Genomic DNA, 22,291 nt, shown 5'->3' on the forward strand with positions numbered 1-22,291 from the left:
TTTTTAGGGCCGATATGCCACGCGCTTCCCTCCTGTTGATGGTAATCCATCCCAACTGGCAGGGTGCCTGCAGGCACACAAGCACCAATTAATACTTATATTCTATAGGATTTATATATTATTACAGTAAACAAATAAGCCAGTTGTTGGGCTGACTTATTGCAGGCCGGTCACCTTCAGTTTGGGCAACCGCTGGGCAAAAATGATATGGAAAATAATACGATCCAAGAAATAGCTAAAAAAATGACTATCAACAACTTACACAATAGTCTATCTAGTTTAAGGAGTATATACGCGGATACAGGCTATGATGATCAATATCGAAGTTTGGGGCTTCCAGGATAGAACAGCTGTCCGGCGGTATGGGTATGCTTACTGTATAGATTTACTCAGTTACTTGTAAGACAGGTATTTCCACTGAGTCGCTTTCTCGTATACTGCCTGTTGGCAAGCTATAAACCCAATGAGTCCCTGCTTGGGGCACACATCATGACGATCTATGCCTAAAGCAGGGACTCATTGGCTACTCGTCTCCCTGATGCTCGCAGACGGTAACAACGCTGAACCAGTATTGCCCGATCGCTTTTGTCACCTCGCTGAGTCGCTGGAAGGTAGGTGGTTTGGTAATAAAGCTGTTTGCCCCATTGTAGTACGATGTTTCGATATCGTCTTTGGCATCTGAGGTTGTCAGAACGACAATGGGTATATGACGAAACTGGTCATCCGCTTTGATCTCACGCAGCGCTTCCCGGCCATCTTTCCGGGGCATGTTCAGGTCCAGCAGAATCAGCTCGGGCAAGGAGTGTTCAGCGCCAATGTAGCGCCCCCGGTAATTCAGAAAATCAAGCAGATCTTCGCCGTCTTCGGCAAACGATATCCGGCTTGCGGGATAATGCTGATGAAATGCTTCACGCGTGAGGTAACGGTCGTCCTCGTCGTCGTCAACCAGCAGAATATGAATAGGCTTCGGTTGAGTTTGTTCGGTCATGATTGTGTAATGGATGACTTTCGGGCAATACAATTACGAAGGAAGTCCCCTGTTTGGGTTTGCTGCGGGCTGTAATATAGCCCTGATGATAGACGACTACCCGTTTGCAGATGGCCAGTCCAATGCCCGTTCCTTCAAATTCGCTTTTACCATGTAAACGCTGGAAGACCTTAAAAATATGGTCTAAATATTTTTCATCAAAGCCGATTCCATTGTCCTCCACGGTAAATTCAAAATAGTTTCGTCCGACAACCAAGCCGGGGTACTCAGCCCCGTCTACGGGAGTCGCGCTGATACGCAGCACAGGCTGCACATCGGGCCGAATGAATTTCAGTGCGTTTGAGATCAGGTTGGTAAACAGATGGTCCATCTGGCTCGCAACGGCATAAATAGTAGGCAATGGCCCTACCTCAACCCGCACGCCCAACCCCTTTATACGTAGCTCCTGATCGTCAAGAATCCGCTGAATCACCTCGTTCAGCCGAACCGGTTTAAAGTCTTCGCGGTGACTGGATATCCGCGAAAAATTGAGCAGATCTTTGATCAGCTTGGACATTCGCTCCGCCGATGCACCAATCTTTTTCATGAACAGCAGACTGTCGCCCTCAAACAGGCTCCCGTACCGATCGGTGATCAGATTGGAGAAGGCCTGTATTTTGCGCAGCGGTTCCTGCAGGTCATGACTGGCTACGAAGGCAAATCGTTCCAGTTCTTCGTTCGAGGCTTCGAGTTGACGAATCTGCTCTTTCAGCCTCCGTTCATAGTCGCGCAGTCGGTCTTCGTTCTCCTGTCTGCGCAGCAGCTCAGCCTCCAGCAGTCGGTATAACACCACTACGGTCAGAAACGTCAGCAGCGACAGCGCAAAAATGATGATCAGCGTGTGCCGAAACGATCGGTTGGCCTGCCGGCTCCGGACCTCGACCAGACTACGTTCGGTTTCGACCATAACCGAGATTTGCCAGCGGATATCATCCATGTACCGCTTGGCTTCCCGAATGAGTTTGAACCCATTGGTTTTGTCGGTAGGCGCTACACCGATCCGGACCTGCGTAACGGCCAGCTTTGTCTGGATAAGCGTATCGATTTTATTGACCCTGCTCAGCTGCACCCGATTATCTTTCAGCAGCAGCCGCAAGCGGTTCATGTGCCCCGGCAGTGCCGTAACCGATGTCTGGTAGGGTTCCAGAAACGACGAATCTTTGGTGATGATGTAGCCACGCGCGCCAGCTTCAACGTCCTTGAGTAGCGACAGGGTCTCGTCCAGTGCTCCTATGACCTCATAGGTGTGTCGTACCCGTTCGGTATCCTGGCTGTATTGGTGGTAGCTGTAGAATGATATAATGAACCCGACAGCTATGAGTACCAGAGCCGCAATGAACCCCAGCGCGATACGCCGATTCATCAACGCGGGGGCCATACGTCCGAGTATATTCATAAAAGCCGTTGAGCACTATAGGCAACAAATATAGGAAAAAGCATAGGTTTTGTATAGACGTAGTGACCTCACTCCTGCCCACACAAGTTGCCGACTAAAGTACCTCTACCATCAGATTATGGTTGGTGTAAATGCACACGTCAGCCGCAATATGCAGACTCTCCCGTACCATCTCCTCGGCCGATAGGGTAGCCGCGTGTTTCTTGAGCGCAACAGCCGCCGACTGGGCATATACGCCCCCCGAGCCAATGGCTGCAATGTCATTGTCAGGCTCAATCACATCGCCCGTACCCGATACCAGCAGCAGGTCATCTTTAGAGGCTACGATCAGCATGGCTTCGAGCTTGCGCAAATATCGATCGGTGCGCCAGTCTTTGGCCAGTTCGATAGCGGCCCGCTTCAGATTGCCGCCGTAGGCATTCAACTTTTCTTCGAATCGCTCGATCAGCGTAAACGCGTCGGCTGTTGAGCCCGCAAAGCCGGCCAGCACTTTACCGCCCAGCAATACCCGTACTTTACGGACATTGCTCTTGGCAACGGTATTGCCCATGGTAGCCTGTCCATCGGCTCCGAGAGCCACCTGCCCGTTATGACGGATTCCCACAACGGTTGTGGCGTGAATGATTGGTTGCATACATTAAGTTGTTGATGAATATAACGCCCTAAAACCGGTTTACAGTTCACAGAATCGTCGGCTAACTCCATAAACCGGATACGGAAAAGAGCGGGTAAGGCATCAGCTTTCAGCAAACGGAATGGGCCGGTTTACGCTCTCTTCGAGCGATATAAACGTTTCTGTGCGCTGAATGCCACTCACTTTCTGGATTTTATCGTGCAGCACTTCGCGCAGGTGCTGGGTATCCCGACAAACGATCTTGGCAAAGATGCTGTAAATTCCGGTCGTGTAATGGACGTTGACAACTTCCGGAATTTTTTCGAGCTGTTTGGAAACTTCGGCGTACAGTGAACTTTTGTCCAGATAAATACCCAGGAACGCGCTGATGTCCCAGCCGAGTTTAGCATGGTCAATGACAAGCTGAGAACCGCGTACAATGCCCATCTGCTTTAGTTTATTCATCCGGACGTGCACAGTACCGCCCGATACGAAGATCCGTTTACCAATTTCGGTGTAAGCCATGTTGGCATCCTGCATTAGTAAATTCAGTATTTTAAGGTCTGTGTTATCAATTTCTAAATTTTTCTCGGTCATTTCCATTTCATTTTTGATGAGTCTCAACAAAAATACCATTATTCTAAATTTTTTCTAAATTTTAAGAATTTTTACTGCAAAATTTGCAATGAATTATCCGTATGTACTATCTTTGCATTGTCAAGTTGATCGAGCGGGGTCACACGCCGGTCTTCTTGATGTCTTTGAATCTCACACTGTAGGGTGTCGAAATTGGCAGACGTGCCCTCCTGTCTCGGGGGTGGTGATAAGGGATAAACGCAGCATAATGCCGCCCGCAAGGGCGACTGGGGTTGACCACCAGAGTTGTACTGTGGCTAACTGCACCGTGGGCGGTTCGAGTCCCCCTCCTACAGCATCGCAGCGCTCAGACTTTCGAGTCGGCGTTCGATTGGTTTTAGTTTGTTGATGAAGTGTAATCAGACACGCCGGTCTCCATGAGATCGGCGTTTGTTTTTTGATACCCATTCCCGGTCAACGCAAACGCGGACTTTTTTGCCTAATTTTGCAGTTTACAGGTAAAGACCTCTCCGTTCTTCCAACGTGAAACATATTCGTAACTTTTGCATTATTGCCCACATCGACCACGGTAAAAGTACCCTCGCCGACCGGTTGCTGGAATTCACTAAAACCGTTGGCTCCCGCGATATGCAGGCCCAACTGCTCGACGATATGGATCTGGAGCGCGAACGTGGTATCACGATCAAAAGCCACGCGATTCAGATGGATTACATGTATAATGGCGAGCTTTATACATTAAACCTCATCGACACCCCGGGCCACGTCGATTTTAGCTACGAAGTCTCCCGCTCCATTGCCGCCTGCGAAGGAGCACTGCTGCTAGTCGATGCCTCGCAGGGCACCGAAGCTCAAACGATCTCCAACCTGTACCTGGCCCTGAACAACGATCTGGTCATCATCCCCGTTCTGAACAAGATCGACCTGCCGGGCGCCAGACCCGAAGAGATCAAGGACGAAATGGTCGACCTGCTCGGGTGCGACCGGGACGAGATTATTCCGGCATCGGGTAAAGAAGGAATCGGTGTTCCCGAAATTCTGGCCGCCATTGTAGAGCGGATTCCGGCCCCCAAAGGTGAACCGGCCGGTCCGCTGCAGGCGCTGATCTTCGACTCGCATTTCAACTCCTACCGGGGTATCGAGGTAATTTTCCGGGTTAAAAACGGTCGTATCCGCAAGGGCGATAAGGTCAAGTTTATGAACACCGGCAAAGAATATACCGCAGACGAGATTGGCACCCTCCGGCTGACGCAGGAACCCAAAGACGTTATCGAATGTGGCGACGTAGGGTATCTGATTTCCGGGATCAAAGTAGCCAAGGAAGTTAAAGTGGGCGATACCGTTACGACCCTCGACAACCCGGCCAGTGTGGCTATACAGGGCTTTTCGGAGGTAAAACCCATGGTATTTGCGGGCATCTACCCGGTAGAAACCAGCGAATTTGAAGACCTGCGCGATGCCATGGAAAAGCTGCAGCTCAACGATGCCGCCCTGGTCTGGGAACCCGAAACGTCGGCAGCTCTGGGCTTTGGATTCCGGTGCGGTTTTCTGGGTATGCTCCACATGGAGATCGTACAGGAACGGCTGGAGCGCGAATTCAACATGACGGTTATCACTACAGTACCGTCCGTGCGTTTTGAGGTGATGACCACCAAAGGAGAGGAACTACAAGTGTCGGCTCCGGCTGAAATGCCCGAGCCAAACCTGATCGACTACATCGAAGAACCGTTTATCCGGGCGCAGATCATTACGAAGGCCGAATATGTTGGGGGTATCATGGGCTTGTGCATGGATAAGCGGAGCTTACTCAAAAACCAGGTTTATCTGACCGCCGACCGGGTTGAACTTCAGTTCGAGATGCCGCTGGCCGAGGTAGTTTTCGACTTTTTCGATAAGCTCAAGACCATCTCGCGGGGGTATGCATCCCTCGACTACGAGTTTATCGATAACCGCGAATCGGACATGGTTAAGCTCGACGTTATGCTGAACGGCGATAAGGTCGATGCGCTGTCGGCCATCGTTCACCGCTCCAAGTCGTATGAGTGGGGCAAGAAACTTTGCGAAAAGTTACGCGAGCTCATTCCCCGCCAGCAGTTCGAAATTGCCATTCAGGCCGCTATTGGTCAGAAGATAATTGCCCGCGAAACCCTGAGTGCCTTACGTAAAGACGTACTGGCCAAATGTTACGGGGGCGACATCAGCCGGAAGCGTAAGCTGCTTGAAAAGCAAAAGAAAGGAAAGAAACGCATGCGCCAGGTCGGCAACGTTGAAATTCCGCAGGAAGCCTTTATGGCCGTGCTGAAAATAAACTAAGCCTGATTCTCCTGACATAAAAAAGCCAGCTCTGAAGGGAGCTGGCTTTTTTGTGTCAGAAGGGCTAAAAACAGGAAACCGCCCCCAAGCGGGAGCGGCTCCACGAGTACAACAAAACCACAGTAAAGCTGTCGGACATTTCGGCCAGACAGGATGCCTGTGGCTCTGTTGATCGTTCGGTATATGGCATTCGGTTACGGTTAACCGAATGCCGCAGAACTATTAGGCTTCGATCAGGAATTCGTCGTGCTGGCTGACGTCCAGACCCTGCTTCTCGTCGTCTTCCGACACGCGCAGCGGCAGAATCAGGTCCGTCACTTTCAGGAGCAGGAACGACATACCGAAAGCGAAGGCCGATACCAGTACCAGCGCAATCATGTGCTCAATGAAGAGACCTGTTTCACCAAAGGCCAGTCCCTCAACGGTTACGGCTGAGTTTACGCCTTTGCTGGCGAAAATACCGGTCATGATCATACCAACCATGCCGCCTACACCGTGGCAGGGGAATACGTCGAGCGTATCGTCGAGGGTCGATTTCGAGCGCAGGTGCGCTACGTAGTTCGATACCATCGCACCGATCGTACCAATGAAGATAGCCGTCGGGATGGTTACGAAGCCGGCAGCCGGAGTGATGGCAACCAGACCTACTACAGCACCGATACAGAAACCGAGCGCCGACACTTTCTTACCTTTTGCGGCATCGAAAAGAACCCAGGCCAGACCAGCCGCAGCAGCCGCCGTGTTGGTGGTAGCGAAAGCTGAGGCAGCCAGCGGAGAAGCGCCTACGGCCGAACCCGCGTTGAAACCGAACCAGCCGAACCACAGCAGACCCGTACCGAGTAAAACGAACGGAATATTAGCCGGAGGCAGTACACTGGCTTCAACGTGTGACTTCCGACGCTTCAGGTAGATAGCGCCTGCCAGAGCCGCCCAACCTGCCGACATGTGCACAACCGTACCACCGGCAAAGTCAAGAACACCACGCTTGAACAGGAGGCCTTCAGGATGCCAGGTCATGTGCGCCAGCGGGCTGTAAACGAACAGGCTGAACAGAATCATGAACAATACATACGACCGGAAATTGATCCGCTCTGCCATCGATCCCGTTACCAGGGCCGGCGTAATTACCGCAAACTTCAACTGGAAGAAGGCAAATACCACCAGAGGAATACTAGCGGCCAGCGACCAGGGCTTACCATCCAGAACTCCCTGGAACATGAAGTGATCGAACGGGTTACCAACAACGCCACCGATCGAGCTTCCGAACGCCAGGCTGAACCCAACCACAACCCACAGTACGCTGATGGCGCCCATGGCGATGAAGCTTTGCAGCATGGTAGAGATAACGTTCTTGTTGTTCACCATACCACCGTAGAAATACGCCAGACCGGGCGTCATCAACAATACGAGGGCCGTGGCCACAAGCATCCAGGCGGTATCGCCCGAGTTTATCCCTTCCGTTACGATTTGCGTCGGAACGGCCGGCATAAAGATGGCTGCTATGCTGATTATCAACAGGATAGCAAGGGGGATGTAGTTAGGTTTTTGCATTGTGTTGGAGGGGTTTTTGTTGTACTTGTTTGCTAAAGAGAGTTAGAACTTAAAGATTGCGGCCATACCCAGGGTTGTCTGCGAGGGCGTCAGGCTTCCATCATTTTTCTCAAACTTGTCTGCCGAGTAGCTATCGATGCGCAGCTCAGGCTTCAGCAACACGTGACCGTCGGCGGCCGTGATGTTTCCCGTTATCGTGATCGAGTTTACGCTGGCTCCGTTGCCCGCTGCGTCGGTGAGTGCACGGGCGCCTTTCTTATTATCAAACACTTCATAACGAGCACCCAGACCAAATTTATCCGTAAATGCATAGTTCGTATAGAACGCCACACCACTCCAGCTTGTGGAGGCCGATGGTCCACCGAAGCCCTGAAAATCACCTTTCTGCGAACCCGTTGCGGCATTCAGTCCAACAAAAAACTTAGATGTAATCTGGTAGGTAGTCGTTAAGTCGTAGAGCGCGTAGCTGGCGTCATCAGCCGAGGTACCATTAACATCCTTCGAAGCTTCATTGGAGACGATCCCGTTCAGGTAGACGTTCCAGCCCGCTACCGGCGAGAAGAAGAATTGTCCGATGAGACCCTTCTTTTTGTTGTTATCGAACAGGTTGTCTACGTTATTGACTACGCCCAGCATCAAGTAAGACCGGTCGCTGAACGAGTACTGACCTTTCAGACCGATGTGGTAGAAAGGGCCGTTGTTGAAAAGATTTGACAGCGAGTAGTTGTAGTTGACCGGGGCGTCAATTACTTCATACCCGATGTGGGTACCGAACTGACCAGCGGTGAACGTCAGCTTGGGTGTTGCTTTAAAAGTAATGTAAGCCTGTTTGATAGCCAGCGACGATGAACCAGGACCAAGAGGACCCACGTAGTTGCCATAGTTACCCAGATCAGCAAACGGACCGAACGCCATGTCGGCTACTGCATCTACCTTTTCGGAGGTGTAGGTCGCCTTTGCTTGAATAAGCCCGATACCGAACTGACCAGATCGTTGATCGAAAGCCCGGGCGTTACCAACACCCTGACCATTCAACCCCAGGTTAGACTGACTTTTCGGGTTGTTGAAGTTGCCGATATAATACGTATCGAGATATCCTGAAAATGTGAATTTACCGGGCGTAGTAGATGTGGAATCCTGAGCACTGACGCCATAAAACGAAAGCAAAGAACTTAGAAGTAAAAATGCTTTTTTCATATTGTTTGTTTTGCAGACCGGGCGGCCTTATGGTGGTTTGTTGGGGAACAAATTTTAGGATAAAAATGAGCCTATGCAACAGATAGCGTGAGATTATTAGGCAATTTTGGGTTATTTACTTAATTTTGTTTAAAATATTCTAATAAATCCAGTATTAATACTGAAAATATGATAAAATGATATGCTTGCATAATATTTTGCTAACAGCTCATTAAGCCAAATATTATAAAATTTTAAATTAATAGATATAAGGAAGTTCTCGCTAGCTTAAAAATTGGACAAAACAAAAAACCCGGCCACTCAGTAGCCGGGTTCTCACTTAGGAAAAAGGTAGACGTCAATCAGGCTTCAGCATGTAGCCAGGCCTTTTTAGCCAGTAACGTTTCTTCGTCTTCTACGTGCTCGGGGTCGGGAACACAGCAGTCGACAGGGCAAACGGCAGCACATTGCGGTTCTTCGTGAAAGCCCATGCACTCCGTACATTTATCGCTGACGATGTAATAGAACTCGTTGGAGACAGGCGACTGGGGTGCTTTCCCGCTCACAACCGTTCCATCACCGAAATCGACGTCGGTCAGTTCAGTTCCTCCACCCCACGTCCATTCAACGCCACCTTCGTAGATAGCTGTATTGGGGCATTCGGGTTCGCAGGCACCACAGTTGATGCACTCATCGGTGATCATGATTGCCATGAGCAGTACAGATTTATTGGAGGTAAAAGTATAGACTATTGAATTGGACAACAAATATAACTATTTAAAGGTTGGCGGCAAACTAAATTTTAATCACTTCGGTTGATGGGGTATTCCATTTGATTATTTCATACATGCTTCAATCAGAACGCCTGCAAACGTTCATAGCGCTCGGTGATTTCTTACGCTCAGCCGAGGCCCAGCCCGAATTGACCGAAATAGCCCACCGGGCTCATGCCCGCAATAACTGGTTCACCGTAGCCAATTCGTTAAATGCCTTATCAGCAATTGCCGATGAATTTCTGACAGCTCAGAAACTAACCGACTGGGCTAGCTCGTACCGGTCAGAACCTGATTCTCCCAAACAGGTTGGCGTCGTGATGGCTGGCAATATTCCGGCCGTTGGCTTTCATGACCTTCTTTGCGTACTGATGAGCGGCCACGCTCTGCTTGCCAAACTAAGCAGCCAGGATTTTGTACTTATCCATTATTTAATACAAAAAATAAAGGAGATCAACCCGGCCTTTGACTCTCTGATCGTCGAGGCAGAGCGGCTCAACGCGGCCGAGGCCTACATCGCTACGGGCAGTAATAATTCAGCGCGCTACTTCGACTACTATTTTGCCAGTAAGCCGCACATCATCCGCAAGAACCGATCTTCGGTTGCTCTGTTGATTGGCGAAGAGAGCGACGATGAGTTGCTGAAACTGGACCATGACCTATCCGATTACTACGGCCTGGGCTGTCGGAATGTATCCACGCTGCTGGTGCCGGAAGGGTACGACTTCACGCCCCTGCTCCGAACGCTGGAGCCGCTGGCCAACCGATACCTCGACAACCATAAGTACCAGAATAACTACGACTATAATAAGTCGATTTACCTGATCAACGGCGTTCCTCATTACGACAATGGGTACCTGCTCGTTACCGAAAACGATGCGCTGGTTTCGCCCATATCAGTCGTCTATTACCACATCTACCAGACCCAGGACGACGCCAGAAACTGGCTCGACGCCCACAAAGCCCAGATCCAGGTTATTGCATCGGCTCAGGGCTGGCTCCCGGGCAGTGTTCCCTTCGGTAAAACCCAGCGCCCCGGCCTGACCGACTACGCCGACGGTATCGATACCATGGCGTTTCTAAGTAAGCTGTGATGATGAATGATGGAAAACATATTTATTATTCACGATTCATCATTCATTTTACATTTCGCCACCGTGATCCGCACGGATCACGGTGGCGGGGTAACTCATCGCTCCTCATTCATCACTCATAACTCACTCAATATCGCCAGCTTTTGAGGTCGGCGTTGGCGGGGTGGTTCTCTTCCATTCGCTTCAACATTTTATCGATGTACATCGTATTGTAGCGTAGGCGGCTGATGTAGTTCGGGACGTTCGGGTCGCCGTTCCAGCAGTGTTCAAACCGATCACCGTAGGCTACTTCGGAGCGGGCTGGCGGATTCTGAACCTTTTGCAGAAAATCTTCCATCAGATATACCGCATTATTGAGGTAGTAGTTGTCCATGTCTCCACAGTAGATGTGGATTTTGCCGGTCACTTTCGGGCCCAGTGTTTTCCAGTCCCGTTTCAGTATGTGGAGCAGGTCAAAATGCTCGCGCCAGTAGCTGGCAACGGCGGGGTCGATTTCGCCGGTTAGCTTATTCCAGATACGCTTGGGATAGCCCGATGGGGCGGCTGGTGAATAAACCGCTTCCCAGATATCGAACTGATCGCCGGAGCGGGAGTTTGTTCCAAGGGCCAGTTCTCGGTGGTTGGTTTCCTCCATGGTCACCTTCACCTGTCCGAGGTAGTTGCGCTGGCTGGGTCGGGGTGTACGCCGTAAAGGGCCTTCGGAATAATAGGCGTTTTTATCTTTGTACAGATTGAAAACGGTATAGGCATCAAAACTGATCGGATCGGGGCAGGCCGCGAAACAGCCGTTGAACTCGTCGGGATAGAATACCTGAGCCGCCAGCGCTTCCCACCCGCCCGTGCTACCGCCGTAGGTGAACCGGGCCCACCCCTGCCCTATTCCCCGAAAACGGGTTTCGATCTCGGGCAGGAGCTCGTACATGATGGCGTCGCCGTAAGGCCCCAGATTTTCGGAGTTCACCGCGTACGAATCGTCATAATATGGGTTGGCATGCTGGATTTCGACAATCAGCATCCGCGGGAAGTCTTTACTGGTCCACTTTTTATAGAAGTCGTAGGCTTCCTGCGCTACTATCTTCTTGTACCCCCGCAATTTGAACCGCTCAACGTAATCGGTCGTGTCCATATTGGCGGGTGGTGGCGTTTCGCTGAACCCGCTGAAATCATCGGGGAAATGGCCGTGGAAAATAGCGAGTGGGTAGCGAGCCTCCGGGTGTTCGTCGAAGCCAGCCGGCAGCAGGATATGGGCGCCGAGGTACATGGGTCGGCCCCAGAACTCAGTCAGGCGTTTGCTCTGGATTTTAATATGTTTGATGAAGCGGGTATCCTTTGGCTCGTCGATGGGCGGATTAATCTGGTCCATGACAACGGCGAAGGTCTGCCGGCCGCCTGCTTTGAGGGTTATTTTCTGCGGCTTGCTGAAGAGGTTGCCCGGCGCCATTCGCCAGTTCTGGCCTTCGCCCCGATCCATCGGCAGTTTCACGGTATTACGCGTTCCGTTAGGGCCGTTTTTGATCCGGAAGGTTTCGTACTTGTGCAATACAGCCTGCACGTAATAATCGCCGGCGGGCAAATCGCGGAGGCTGCGTTTGGGATACCCAAATACGGTGGCGTCTACGAGCGCGCCCTGCCCGGGTTTGAGTCCGTTGACATCAACACCGAAGAGCTGGGCCGTTTCGACCGCATCACTTACCTGCTGCCGGGGTTCGGGTGAAGCGGCCTTGGCCAGGATGAGCAGGACCCGACCATCGAGTGGCTGCTGGCTCTGCGAAGTGGGAAACGATACAGAAAATGTGGTCTGGGCGTAAGCATGGGAAAGCCAGAGCCAGCAGAAACAGGCAAGTAGAGGTCGTATCATTGATCTATAAAAATAGGGTTGCTGTTTATTCGTTACTGGTACACCCGCACGTAATCAACTTCCATTCGTTGCGGCCAGATGGTCTCGTCAACGCCCTGCTGGCCACCCCAGTTACCGCCCACCGCTAGGTTCAGGATCAGGTAGAACGGCTGGTTGAAGGGCCACTGGGCCTCGCTGTTTCCCAGCGCCGACCGCTGTACACTGTAATACTGCTGATCGTCAATGAAGAAATCGATCTGGTCGGCGGTCCACTCGATGGCGTACAGATGAAACGTGTTGACTACGTCGGCCAGCTTCAGCTTGTTGGTCTTCTGGGTGCCCTTCACGTGGTTATAGCTTTCGGAGTGAATGGACCCGTGAACCATACCCTCGTCATAGCCAACGTGTTCCATAATATCGATCTCACCACAACGGGGCCAGCCTGCAGTGGAAATATTCTTGCCGAGCATCCAGACGGCCGGCCAGGTGCCGCGACCTTTGGGCAGCCTGGCATAAGCCTCAATCCGGCCGTAGGTCCAGGTCTGCGTAGGCCGGGTCAACAGCCGGGCCGAGGTATAGCCCCGGTTCTCCCAGGTTTCCCGACGGGCTTCAATGATCAGCTTACCGCCCTCTACCCGAGCGTTCTCGGGCCGTTTGCTGGTATAGAACTGTAGCTCGTTGTTGCCCCAGCCGTTGCCCCCCACTTCGTACCCCCATTTGGTTGAATCGGGTAAGCCGGGAGTCGAGAACTCATCGGCCCAGACCAGTTTTCGGGTCGTTGGCGACACCGTCTGGCTGGCAGGTGGTGTTACGGCCGGTGGCAGCGGTAGAGTAGCCGTCGCATCATCAGGACGCTTGCAGGCCAGGAGAAGAGCAACCAGTAGGGTATTCATCAGGAGTAAGGGTTTCATAGGTTTACCTGTCAATCGGGCATTCGTTGTAGCACCCGGCCCAGCGTGCTGTTTCGCTAAACCGGCAGGAAACAGCGTTTAACCCGGTGTTATGGGGCAAAAGCCCATGTCAGAAAATCGGGCATAATCCGGCTCCAGGTCGCCTGGTTATGCTGACCACCCGGAATCTCCACGTAGCGGATATCCCGGTTTCGGTCGTAGCCTTTTCTGACCAGTTCGTCAATCAGATCGGTCGTATCGTCAATCGAGTCGATGATTCCGTTGTTATTTCGGTCGCTGGTTTCATCGTCGGTACCCGTTTCAAACCAGAACGTCAGCCCTTTAGCATATGATCCGGACCGAACGAGGGCGTGCATGATGCGGTCGGTATCGTCGGAGTATTTTCCGTCAAACGCCCGGCTTCGCCACCAGAAAGAGCCTGAAAAAACGCCTGCTTTGCTAAAGCGATCGGGATGGTGAAACACGATATCGAAAGCCGACAGGCCGCCCAGCGAGAAGCCGGCAAATACGTTGTCGGCCGCATCGGCACTGACCGGATAGTGTTTCCGGACGTATGGCAGCAATTCGGTGAGTACAAAATCAGTATACAAAGCCGCTTTACTCCCTCGCTTCATGTAGTCGGCCTGGGCGGCTGTGCCATATTCCTGAATCCGGTCGCCCGCGTGAATGGCCACCAGCACAAACGGGCGGATCGCCTGCTGCTTGTACAGCGAATCCAGTATTGCCTGCATGTTCAGCTGCGGCAGATCCTGCCCGTCGTTCAGAAACAGAACCGGCCAGCGCGCTGGTGATGACCCACCGGCCTGATGACCAGGCGGCAGAATGACATCGAGCCGAACCGTTCGGTTCAGGGGTACAGAAACCAGCGAATCATCATGCCGGACGGTTACGGCAACCGGATCGGCTGCAACAGAAGCCGGTAATGGTTCAGTCATGTGTGCAAGTACAAGTAGTAGTAGTATCACCTCGGCAGATATCCGGTTAGGTAAAGGTAACCAGCAAACGGCTGGATACGCCGAACCGATCAGCTTTACGTTTCCGTCATCCCGTTGTTTTGGACTGACAAAATAAGGGCCTGGCCGGTGCAGACCAAAAAAAATTAGGCCACCCGGCGCATTCACCAACGAATCTCCAGCCCGACCATCCGGTTCACCGGCCTTCGCCAGCGCCTTGTTACAGGGCTTCCGCTCGGGCTGAGCGGATTGCCGAGGCCGTTATTTTTCCCGTACGCGCGGCTGTTTTTGCCGATGCCAGCTATTTGGCTAATTTCGACCCGTATTTTTTCTGATCTCAACATCAACCAACACCGTGCACGAAGACTATCGCAAGTGGTACTCCCATCACCTGGGCCGCGACATGGAGATGCTGGTTTACGGCAACTGGGGCTACCCCGTTGTGCTGTTTCCTACCTCCATGGGCCATTATTATGAATATAAGGATTTCGGGCTAACGGAAACCGCACGGTGGTTTGTCGAAACGGGCAAAGTAAAGCTGTACTGCATCGACAGCATCGATCGGGACAGCTGGTACGCCAGGCATCTGCACCCCGGCACCCGCATCTGGAACCACGTTTTATACGACCGGTTCCTGAGCGAAGAGTTCGTGCCGGGTATTCAGCGCGAGTGCAACGTCCGTAAAATAGGGGTGGCGGGAGCCAGCTTCGGAGGCTATCACGCGCTGAATTTCGCGTTCCGGCACCCCGACCAGGTGGGGCATCTGTTCTCCATGGGCGCGGCTTTCGACATCCGGTCGTTTCTGGGTGGTTATTATGACGACAACGTTTATTTTAACAACCCGCCCGATTTTATGCCCAACGCCCAGAACCCGGAGTTCCACCACATGAACATTGTGCTGGGTACATCAGCCTATGATTTCTGCAAGAGCGGCAACATCCAGATGTCGGATATTCTGAATCGTAAAGGCATCCAGCATACGCTCGACATCACGCCCTGGGGTGATCATGACTGGCCCGTCTGGAAAGACCAGTTTCCGCGCTATCTGAGTATGATCTAACCAATGTGGACCATGATCGCTTACGCCCAGCCCACTGGCACGATTACGCCAGCCCTCGACCGGCTTCGCACGCATCTGGTACAGGTACCGGAACGGTTACACGGCTGTTCTGAGGCCGATCTGACCTACCATCTACCGGGCAAATGGTCCCGCAAACAACTACTGGGGCACCTGATCGACTCGGCGCTGAACAATCTTAAGCGATTTACCGACGCCCCGCTGGCCGACGGTCCTTACCGGCTTCAGGGCTACCAGCAGGATGAACTGGTGCTGGCCAACCGGTATCAGGACCTGCCGCTGGACCATCTACTGAGCCTCTGGAGCAGCCTCAATACCCAGATTATCTACGTGGCCGAGGCAATACCGGCTGAGTTACTCAGCAAACCGATTCGGGTCGAAAACCCGACCGACGACACCCTGACGCTGGGGTGGCTGATCGAGGATTATGTTGCCCATTTAGAACATCATCTGAAAACCATGTTATGAAGTAAACGGCCCGGCCGTTCCATGTCTCACGTTCAATCCAAGCTAAACCAGGCGGGTTTCCCGTCTTGTCCGTATGAAAAAAATAGGTATCCTTTTTGGTCAGGAGAATACGTTCCCGCAGGCCTTTGTCGACCGCGTCAACGAAAAGCAAAGCGAGTTTACCGCCGAATTTGTCAGCATCGACCGGGTCGAGCAGAGCGTGGCCACGGACTATGCCGTGATCATTGACCGCATCTCGCAGGACGTACCGTTCTACAAAGCCTTTCTGAAAAACGCAGCACTGACCGGCACAGCCGTTATCAACAACCCCTTCTGGTGGGCCGCCGACGAGAAGTTCTTCAACAATGCGCTGGCGGTACAGCTCGGTGTGCCCGTTCCTAAAACGATCCTGCTGCCCTCAAAAGAGCGCCCCGACGATACCAACCATAATTCGTTCCGCAACCTTCAGCACATGAACTGGGACGCCATTTTTGACCACATTGGCTTTCCGGCGTTCATGAAACCTCACGCGGGTGGTGGCTGGAAAAGCGTATACAAAGTTGATAACCCCGAGCAGATGTTCCGGGCCTACGACGAAACGGGGCAGCTGGTCATGCTCTATCAGGAAGCCATTGATTTCGACGATTATTTCCGGTGCTACTGCATTGGCGGCAAAGACGTGCGGATCATGCCGTATGAGCCACGGAATCCGCACCACCTGCGCTACGCAGCCGAGATGAAAACCACCGGCGATGCGGGCAAAAAGCTGCTGGCCACCATGACCGATTACGTACTGAAACTGAACCACGGCCTGGGTTACGACTTCAACACGGTTGAGTTTGCCGTTCGCGATGGTATTCCGATCGCTATCGACTTCTGCAACCCCGCCCCCGATGCCGACATTCACTCGGTAGGTCAGGCCAACTTTGAATGGGTTGTCGAAGCCGCGGCAAACATGGCGATCGAGCGGGCCCGTCGCGTACAGACCGGCAAAGATAACCTGACCTGGGGCACCTTTGTACGCGGTTCTGTAGCCGGCACGGGCCTGACCGCGCCGGACACGAAACAGCCAAAAGCCGAAAAGGCCGAAAAAAGCGCCAAAGAAGCCAAAGCCGACAAAGCGCCCAAAGCTGAAAAAGCCGACAAACCCAAGAAGGAAGACAAGCCTAAAAAGGCGAAGAAATAACCGGGCGTCAGCCCGTCTGACCGCAGCCTGCTTACAGAACCAGCCCCAGGACGCCGTCTCGGGGCTGGTTCGTTCGTTACAAACCTATGGCGCCGGGATCAATGCCGATATCGCGGGCCGAAGCGCGCAAAATAGCCAGCATCTCGATGTAGCTGAACAGACGCCCGTCAATGTAGGCGTGTTCTTCCGGATCGGCGAAGGCCCGTTTCTCTTCCAGATCGCGGATGTTGGCATGTAGACTAATCAGCACATCCTGAATAAAGTCTTCCAGTTGCTGGGGTGTTGCAGGCATCGTCGGGTTGCTTTTGTACTATATAGCAAAGAAATAGGGTGAACACAGGTTTGCCAAATATTCGTTGGCACCCTGACCCAAAAGCAATTACCATTCATCACAAAATAGTCAACTTGCCATACATAGTAAGCCATTTTTTGGCCATATTCGCGGTTTGCGAATAGTTCGCTGAACAAACCCGATCATCAACGGGAACTCTAACCAGTACCAGTCAATATGAAAAGACGAGAGTTTATGCAGTTGTCCGGCGCGGGCATCGGTGGCCTGATGGTAGCCGGCATTCCGGTCCTTGGCAACACGGTTGCTCCCGAACGCCTGCTTGAGCCTGGCGCCGACGCGGCCACCAAAAAGCGCCTGGCCGATGTAGCGCTGAATGCTGCCAAAAGTAAAGGAGCTACCTATACCGATGTGCGCATTGGCCGGTACCTGCAACAGTTTCTCTTTACCCGTGAGCAAAAAGTACAAAACGTTGTCAACGCCGAATCGTACGGCATCGGCATTCGGGTAATAGCCAACGGAACCTGGGGGTTTGCCGCCACCAGCGACGTTCGGCCCGAAGCCATTGCCCGTTGCGCCGAAACTGCCGTTGCTATTGCCAAAGCTAACTCCCGGCTACAGACCGAACCGGTAAAACTCGCCCCTCAGAAAGGCGTTGGTGACGTAACCTGGAAGACGCCCCTCCAGAAAAACGCCTTCGAGATTCCTGTCGGGCAGAAAATCGATCTGCTCATGAAGGTGAACAGCGAAGCCATGAAGAATGGCGCAGCCTTCGTCACCTCCAACCTGTTCTTTGTCAACGAACAGAAATATTTTGCTTCGACCGATGGCTCGTACATCGATCAGGATGTGCATCGCATCTGGCCTACGTTTACGGTATCGGCTGTTGACCGCACGTCGGGGAAATTTAAAACCCGCGATGCGCTCTCCTCTCCCATGGGTATGGGCTACGAATACCTCGACGGGCTGGCCTCCGAGAAGATTGCCGCGCCCTACGGCCTGGTCGGCTATCGCAACTCGTACGACATGGTTGAAGATGCTACCCTGGCGGCCAAACAGGTGAAGCAGAAGCTGACGGCCAAAACCGTTCAGCCTGGCAAGTATGACTTGGTGCTCGACCCGAACCACCTCGGCCTGACCATCCACGAATCGGTGGGGCACCCTACCGAACTCGATCGCGTGCTGGGCTACGAAGCCAACTACGCCGGTACCAGCTTCGCCACCCTCGACAAGTGGAAGAGCAAAAATTTCAACTACGGCAGCAAAATGGTCAACATCGTGGCCGACAAAACCCAGGTGGGTTCGCTCGGTGCTGTTGGATACGACGATGAGGGCGTTCCCTGCAAACAGTGGGATCTGATCAAAGACGGCATCCTGGTCAACTACCAGGCCATCCGCGATCAGGCGGCTATCATTGGCGAGAACGAGTCGCACGGCTGCTGCTATGCCGACAACTGGAACTCGGTACAGTTTCAGCGGATGCCGAACGTATCGCTGAAGGCGGGGTCCGAAAAACGCTCGGTATTCGACATGGTGAAAGGGGTCGACAAGGGCATCTACATCATTGGCCGCGGTTCATACTCGATCGATCAGCAGCGGTACAACTTCCAGTTTGGCGGGCAGCTGTTCTACGAAATCAAGAATGGCGAAATTGTCGGTATGCTCGACGATGTCGCCTACCAGTCGAACACCCAGGAGTTCTGGAACTCCTGCGCCCAGCTTTGCGATCAGGACGATTACCGCACCTTCGGCTCGTTCTTCGACGGCAAGGGTCAACCCAGCCAGGTCAGCGCCGTCTCGCACGGGTCGGCCACGACGCGCTTCAACGGCGTCAACGTCATCAATACCGGCCGGAAGATTTAACCCGCATCAGGCTGTTCGGCCCGACGATACGCTACCCGACGGCAGTCATTGCCTGATTCCGCGCGGCATCGATCGTCCGGCACAGCCGCTGCCTAAACGAGTAAGAACAACCTTCAAGAGACAATGCTAACCAGAGAAGAAGCCAAAAAAATTATCGACAAGGTTCTCTCGTACGCGAAAGCCGACGAGACCGCTGTCAGCCTGTCGGGTGGCCGAACGGGCAACATCCGATACGCCCGCAACTCGGTATCGACCTCCGGGGAGTCGGACAATATGAGCCTGGCCATCACCGCTGTTTATGGCAAACGGTCCGGAACCGCTACCATCAACGAGTTCGACGATGCCTCGCTCGAAAAAACGGTTCGGCGGGCCGAAGAAATTGCCCGGCTGGCGCCCGAGAACCCGGAGTACATGCCGATGCTCGGCCCCCAGAAATACCTGGACACGAATACTTACGCCGAAAGCACGGCTAAAATAGACCCCGAATACCGCGCCAAAGCCGCGTTCGATAGTATCGACCCCTGCCGCCAGAAGAACCTAACAGCCGCCGGTTACCTCGAGGACTCGACGGGGTTCTCGGCCATCGGCAATAGCAAAGGGCTGTTTGGCTACAACCGCTCGACGGGGGTTGAATTCTCCATCACCGTTCGTACTGCCGACGGTCTGGGTTCGGGCTATGCGGCCCGCGATGTGAACGATACGAGCAAACTCAGCACCAAAGCGGCCACCGAAGTAGCCATGCAGAAAGCCCTGGCGTCGTCGTCGGCGCGGGCGCTCGAGCCGGGCAAGTACACCGTTATTCTGGAGCCAACAGCCTCGGTCGAACTGCTGCAGAACATGATGGGCAGCATGGACGCCCGCAATGCCGACGAAGGCCGGTCGTTCCTGAGCAAAAAAGGGGGCGGCACCCGACTCGGTGAAAAACTGTTCGACGAGCGCGTCAACATCATCACCGACCCCATGAACGCCGAATTGCCGCTTAGCCCGTTTGGCGGAGGGGGTGGCCGGTTCGGTGGCGGTGGCTCCGATGGGCGCCCGCAGGAAAAGGTAGCCTGGATCGAAAATGGCGTGGTCAAAAACATGTACTATTCCCGCTACTGGGCCGACAAAAAAGGCGTAAAAGCCATTCCGTCGCCGGGAGGTATCATCATGGCGGGCGGCACGCAGTCGCTGGCCGATCTGATCAAGAGTACGGACAAAGGAATTCTGGTGACGCGTTTGTGGTACATACGCGCCGTAGATCCGCAAACGCTGCTCTATACTGGCCTGACCCGCGACGGTACGTTCTACATCGAAAACGGCCAGATCAAGTTTCCGGTCAAGAATTTCCGGTTCAACGAAAGCCCGGTTATCATGCTCAACAACCTCGAAGCCCTCGGCAAACCGGTTCGGGCGGGTGGTCACCTGATTCCGCCCATGAAGATCCGCGACTTTACGTTCACCTCCCTGTCAGACGCCGTTTAGTTCAACCCGTTCATGGTATATGGTCGGCCAGGGCGGCAGCCATATACCATGAACGCATTCCGAATTCCCATCCCAAACGTATCCCATGAATCGTCGAGACTTTACCAACATACTAGGTATGGGCACAGCCGGGCTGATGCTCCCCTCCCTACCTGCCTTTTCGCGTACTGTTGCGCCGGAAGCCCTGCTCGAAACAGGCGTCGACGTGGCCACCAAAAAGCGCCTGGCCGATGCGGCCATGAACGCGGCCAAGAGTCGGGGCGCTACGTATACCGACGTACGTATCGGTCGGTACCTGAACCAGTTTGTCGTTACCCGCGAAGACAAGGTACAGAACATCGTCAATACCGAATCATACGGGGTAGGCGTCCGGGTGATTGCCGACGGTTGCTGGGGGTTTGCCGCCGTTGTTGATGCCCGCAGCGAAGCCGACACCGCCAAAGCCGCCGAGAAAGCCGTTGCCATTGCCAAAGCCAACGCCAGGCTCATGAAAGAGCCGGTACAACTAGCGCCCCAGAAAGGCTATGGCGAAGTAAGCTGGAAAGCGCCGATCACCAAAAACGCGTTCGAAGTGCCCATCAAAGAAAAGGTCGATCTGCTGATGGAGGTGAACGGGGCGGCCCTGAAAAACGGTGCCAACTACGTCAACTCGGTGCTGTTCATGGTGAACGAGCAAAAATACTTTGCCTCGACCGACGGCACCTATGCCGACCAGGACATTCACCGCATGTGGCCCCTGTTTACCGTCACCGCCATCGACCCCAAAACGGGCAAGTTTGAAACCCGTCAGTCGCTCAGCGCGCCGATGGGCATGGGTTACGAATACCTACAGGCCAACCCGTCGGACAAGATAACCGGAATCACGACCCGCTACAACAAAGGGTACGACATGCTCGAAGATGTAACGGCCGCGGCCAAGCAGGCGCGGGCCAAGCATGCGGCCAAGTCGGTCGAAGCGGGTAAATATGACCTCGTGCTGGACCCGTCGCACCTCTGGCTGACCATCCACGAGTCAGTGGGCCACCCCCTCGAACTCGACCGCGTACTGGGCTACGAAGCCAACTTTGCCGGTACCAGCTTCGCCACCCTCGACAAGTGGAAAAGCAAAAATTTCAACTACGGCAGTAAACTCGTCAACCTCGTGGCCGACAAAACCCAGGTGGGTTCGCTGGGCGCCGTTGGGTATGACGACGAAGGCGTAAAATGTAAACAGTGGGATCTGGTAAAAGACGGCACGCTGGTCAACTACCAGGCCATCCGCGATCAGGTTCATATCATCGGCGAGAACGAGTCGCAGGGCTGCTGCTATGCCGACAGCTGGAGTTCCGTACAGTTTCAGCGGATGGCGAACGTATCGCTGGCTGCCGGCAAAACGCCCCTGTCCGTGCAGCAGATGATCAAAGACGTGAAAAAGGGCATTTACATCATCGGCGATGGCTCGTTCAGCATCGACCAGCAGCGGTACAACTTCCAGTTTGGCGGACAGCTGTTCTATGAAATCAAGAACGGCGAAATTGCCGGTATGCTCAAAGACGTGGCCTATCAGTCGAACACCCAGGAATTCTGGAACTCCTGCGCGGCCGTCTGCGATGAGAAAGATTACCGGCTGGGCGGTTCGTTCTTCGATGGAAAAGGGCAGCCTCCGCAGTCGAGCGCCGTGTCGCACGGGAGCAGCACGACCCGGTTCAATGGCGTCAATGTGATCAATACCGCACGGAAGATCTAA

The 22,291-nt window shown here is 53.4% G+C and carries 19 protein-coding genes; 8 read left to right on the plus strand and 11 right to left on the minus strand.

Going from position 1 to position 22,291, the window contains the following annotated elements; all coding sequences use genetic code 11:
• Positions 1 to 523 precede the first annotated feature (523 nt).
• The 4 genes from B1C80_RS05240 to B1C80_RS05255 all read right to left on the minus strand — a co-directional run bounded on the left by B1C80_RS05240 (position 524) and on the right by B1C80_RS05255 (position 3,633).
• Positions 524 to 988 (minus strand): response regulator, encoded by a 465-nt coding sequence (locus B1C80_RS05240; protein WP_077919993.1) that lies wholly within the window; start codon positions 986 to 988, stop codon positions 524 to 526.
• Positions 942 to 2,423, minus strand: a complete 1,482-nt coding sequence (locus B1C80_RS05245; protein WP_236648625.1) for a CHASE3 domain-containing protein — start codon at positions 2,421 to 2,423, stop codon at positions 942 to 944. Before B1C80_RS05245 ends, B1C80_RS05240 begins: the two co-directional genes overlap by 47 nt.
• Before the next feature lie 94 nt (positions 2,424 to 2,517).
• Positions 2,518 to 3,057 carry an ATP-dependent protease subunit HslV gene (gene hslV, locus B1C80_RS05250; protein WP_077919994.1) on the minus strand — a complete coding sequence of 180 codons (540 nt, stop codon included), beginning with the start codon at positions 3,055 to 3,057 and terminating at the stop codon, positions 2,518 to 2,520.
• A 102-nt stretch (positions 3,058 to 3,159) separates the two neighbouring features.
• Positions 3,160 to 3,633, minus strand: a complete 474-nt coding sequence (locus B1C80_RS05255; protein ID WP_077920109.1) for an Lrp/AsnC ligand binding domain-containing protein — start codon at positions 3,631 to 3,633, stop codon at positions 3,160 to 3,162.
• A gap of 522 nt (positions 3,634 to 4,155) precedes the next feature.
• Here B1C80_RS05255 and lepA point away from each other — a divergent pair.
• Positions 4,156 to 5,943: a translation elongation factor 4 gene (gene lepA / locus B1C80_RS05260; RefSeq protein WP_077919995.1), complete on the plus strand. Its 1,788-nt coding sequence runs from the start codon at positions 4,156 to 4,158 to the stop codon at positions 5,941 to 5,943.
• Between the two features lie 222 nt (positions 5,944 to 6,165).
• On the opposite strand, the gene B1C80_RS05265 is transcribed toward lepA, so the two are convergent.
• From B1C80_RS05265 to B1C80_RS05275, 3 genes are all read right to left on the minus strand, one after another.
• Positions 6,166 to 7,494 (minus strand): ammonium transporter, encoded by a 1,329-nt coding sequence (locus B1C80_RS05265; protein ID WP_077919996.1) that lies wholly within the window; start codon positions 7,492 to 7,494, stop codon positions 6,166 to 6,168.
• Between the two features lie 42 nt (positions 7,495 to 7,536).
• Positions 7,537 to 8,691 (minus strand): porin, encoded by a 1,155-nt coding sequence (locus tag B1C80_RS05270; protein WP_077919997.1) that lies wholly within the window; start codon positions 8,689 to 8,691, stop codon positions 7,537 to 7,539.
• A 341-nt stretch (positions 8,692 to 9,032) separates the two neighbouring features.
• Complete coding sequence (locus B1C80_RS05275; protein ID WP_077919998.1) at positions 9,033 to 9,383, minus strand: 4Fe-4S dicluster domain-containing protein; 351 nt, start codon at positions 9,381 to 9,383, stop codon at positions 9,033 to 9,035.
• A 134-nt stretch (positions 9,384 to 9,517) separates the two neighbouring features.
• Between B1C80_RS05275 and B1C80_RS05280 the strand changes: the two genes are divergently transcribed.
• Positions 9,518 to 10,537 carry an acyl-CoA reductase gene (locus tag B1C80_RS05280; RefSeq protein ID WP_077920110.1) on the plus strand — a complete coding sequence of 340 codons (1,020 nt, stop codon included), beginning with the start codon at positions 9,518 to 9,520 and terminating at the stop codon, positions 10,535 to 10,537.
• Between the two features lie 127 nt (positions 10,538 to 10,664).
• Here B1C80_RS05280 and B1C80_RS05285 read toward each other — a convergent pair whose 3' ends face one another.
• The 3 genes from B1C80_RS05285 to B1C80_RS05295 all read right to left on the minus strand — a co-directional run bounded on the left by B1C80_RS05285 (position 10,665) and on the right by B1C80_RS05295 (position 14,220).
• Positions 10,665 to 12,395, minus strand: coding sequence for a hypothetical protein (locus tag B1C80_RS05285; RefSeq protein ID WP_077919999.1), 1,731 nt, complete (start codon positions 12,393 to 12,395; stop codon positions 10,665 to 10,667).
• Between the two features lie 32 nt (positions 12,396 to 12,427).
• Positions 12,428 to 13,285 (minus strand): family 16 glycosylhydrolase, encoded by an 858-nt coding sequence (locus tag B1C80_RS05290; RefSeq protein ID WP_077920000.1) that lies wholly within the window; start codon positions 13,283 to 13,285, stop codon positions 12,428 to 12,430.
• An 89-nt stretch (positions 13,286 to 13,374) separates the two neighbouring features.
• On the minus strand, positions 13,375 to 14,220 hold the full coding sequence (locus B1C80_RS05295; protein ID WP_077920001.1) for an esterase family protein: 846 nt from the start codon (positions 14,218 to 14,220) through the stop codon (positions 13,375 to 13,377).
• A gap of 373 nt (positions 14,221 to 14,593) precedes the next feature.
• On the opposite strand from B1C80_RS05295, the gene B1C80_RS05300 reads away from it, so the two are divergent.
• From B1C80_RS05300 to B1C80_RS05310, 3 genes are all read left to right on the plus strand, one after another.
• Positions 14,594 to 15,298, plus strand: coding sequence for an esterase family protein (locus B1C80_RS05300; RefSeq protein WP_077920002.1), 705 nt, complete (start codon positions 14,594 to 14,596; stop codon positions 15,296 to 15,298).
• 12 nt (positions 15,299 to 15,310) lie between these two features.
• The gene (locus B1C80_RS05305) at positions 15,311 to 15,784 is read left to right on the plus strand and encodes a DinB family protein (RefSeq protein ID WP_161492717.1); all 474 of its coding nucleotides are present in this window, start codon (positions 15,311 to 15,313) and stop codon (positions 15,782 to 15,784) included.
• Positions 15,785 to 15,857: 73 nt separating this feature from the next.
• Positions 15,858 to 16,949: a RimK family alpha-L-glutamate ligase gene (locus B1C80_RS05310; RefSeq protein WP_077920004.1), complete on the plus strand. Its 1,092-nt coding sequence runs from the start codon at positions 15,858 to 15,860 to the stop codon at positions 16,947 to 16,949.
• Positions 16,950 to 17,025: 76 nt separating this feature from the next.
• On the opposite strand, the gene B1C80_RS05315 is transcribed toward B1C80_RS05310, so the two are convergent.
• Positions 17,026 to 17,241: a hypothetical protein gene (locus tag B1C80_RS05315; RefSeq protein WP_077920005.1), complete on the minus strand. Its 216-nt coding sequence runs from the start codon at positions 17,239 to 17,241 to the stop codon at positions 17,026 to 17,028.
• A 216-nt stretch (positions 17,242 to 17,457) separates the two neighbouring features.
• On the opposite strand from B1C80_RS05315, the gene B1C80_RS05320 reads away from it, so the two are divergent.
• From B1C80_RS05320 to B1C80_RS05330, 3 genes are all read left to right on the plus strand, one after another.
• Positions 17,458 to 19,101 (plus strand): TldD/PmbA family protein, encoded by a 1,644-nt coding sequence (locus tag B1C80_RS05320; RefSeq protein ID WP_077920006.1) that lies wholly within the window; start codon positions 17,458 to 17,460, stop codon positions 19,099 to 19,101.
• A gap of 123 nt (positions 19,102 to 19,224) precedes the next feature.
• Entirely contained in the window at positions 19,225 to 20,565 is a 1,341-nt protein-coding gene (locus B1C80_RS05325; RefSeq protein ID WP_077920007.1) for a TldD/PmbA family protein, read from the plus strand.
• A gap of 85 nt (positions 20,566 to 20,650) precedes the next feature.
• Complete coding sequence (locus tag B1C80_RS05330) at positions 20,651 to 22,291, plus strand: TldD/PmbA family protein (protein ID WP_077920008.1); 1,641 nt, start codon at positions 20,651 to 20,653, stop codon at positions 22,289 to 22,291.

It is taken from the genome of Spirosoma sp. 209 (assembly GCF_002006735.1).
Lineage (GTDB): Bacteria > Bacteroidota > Bacteroidia > Cytophagales > Spirosomataceae > Spirosoma > Spirosoma sordidisoli.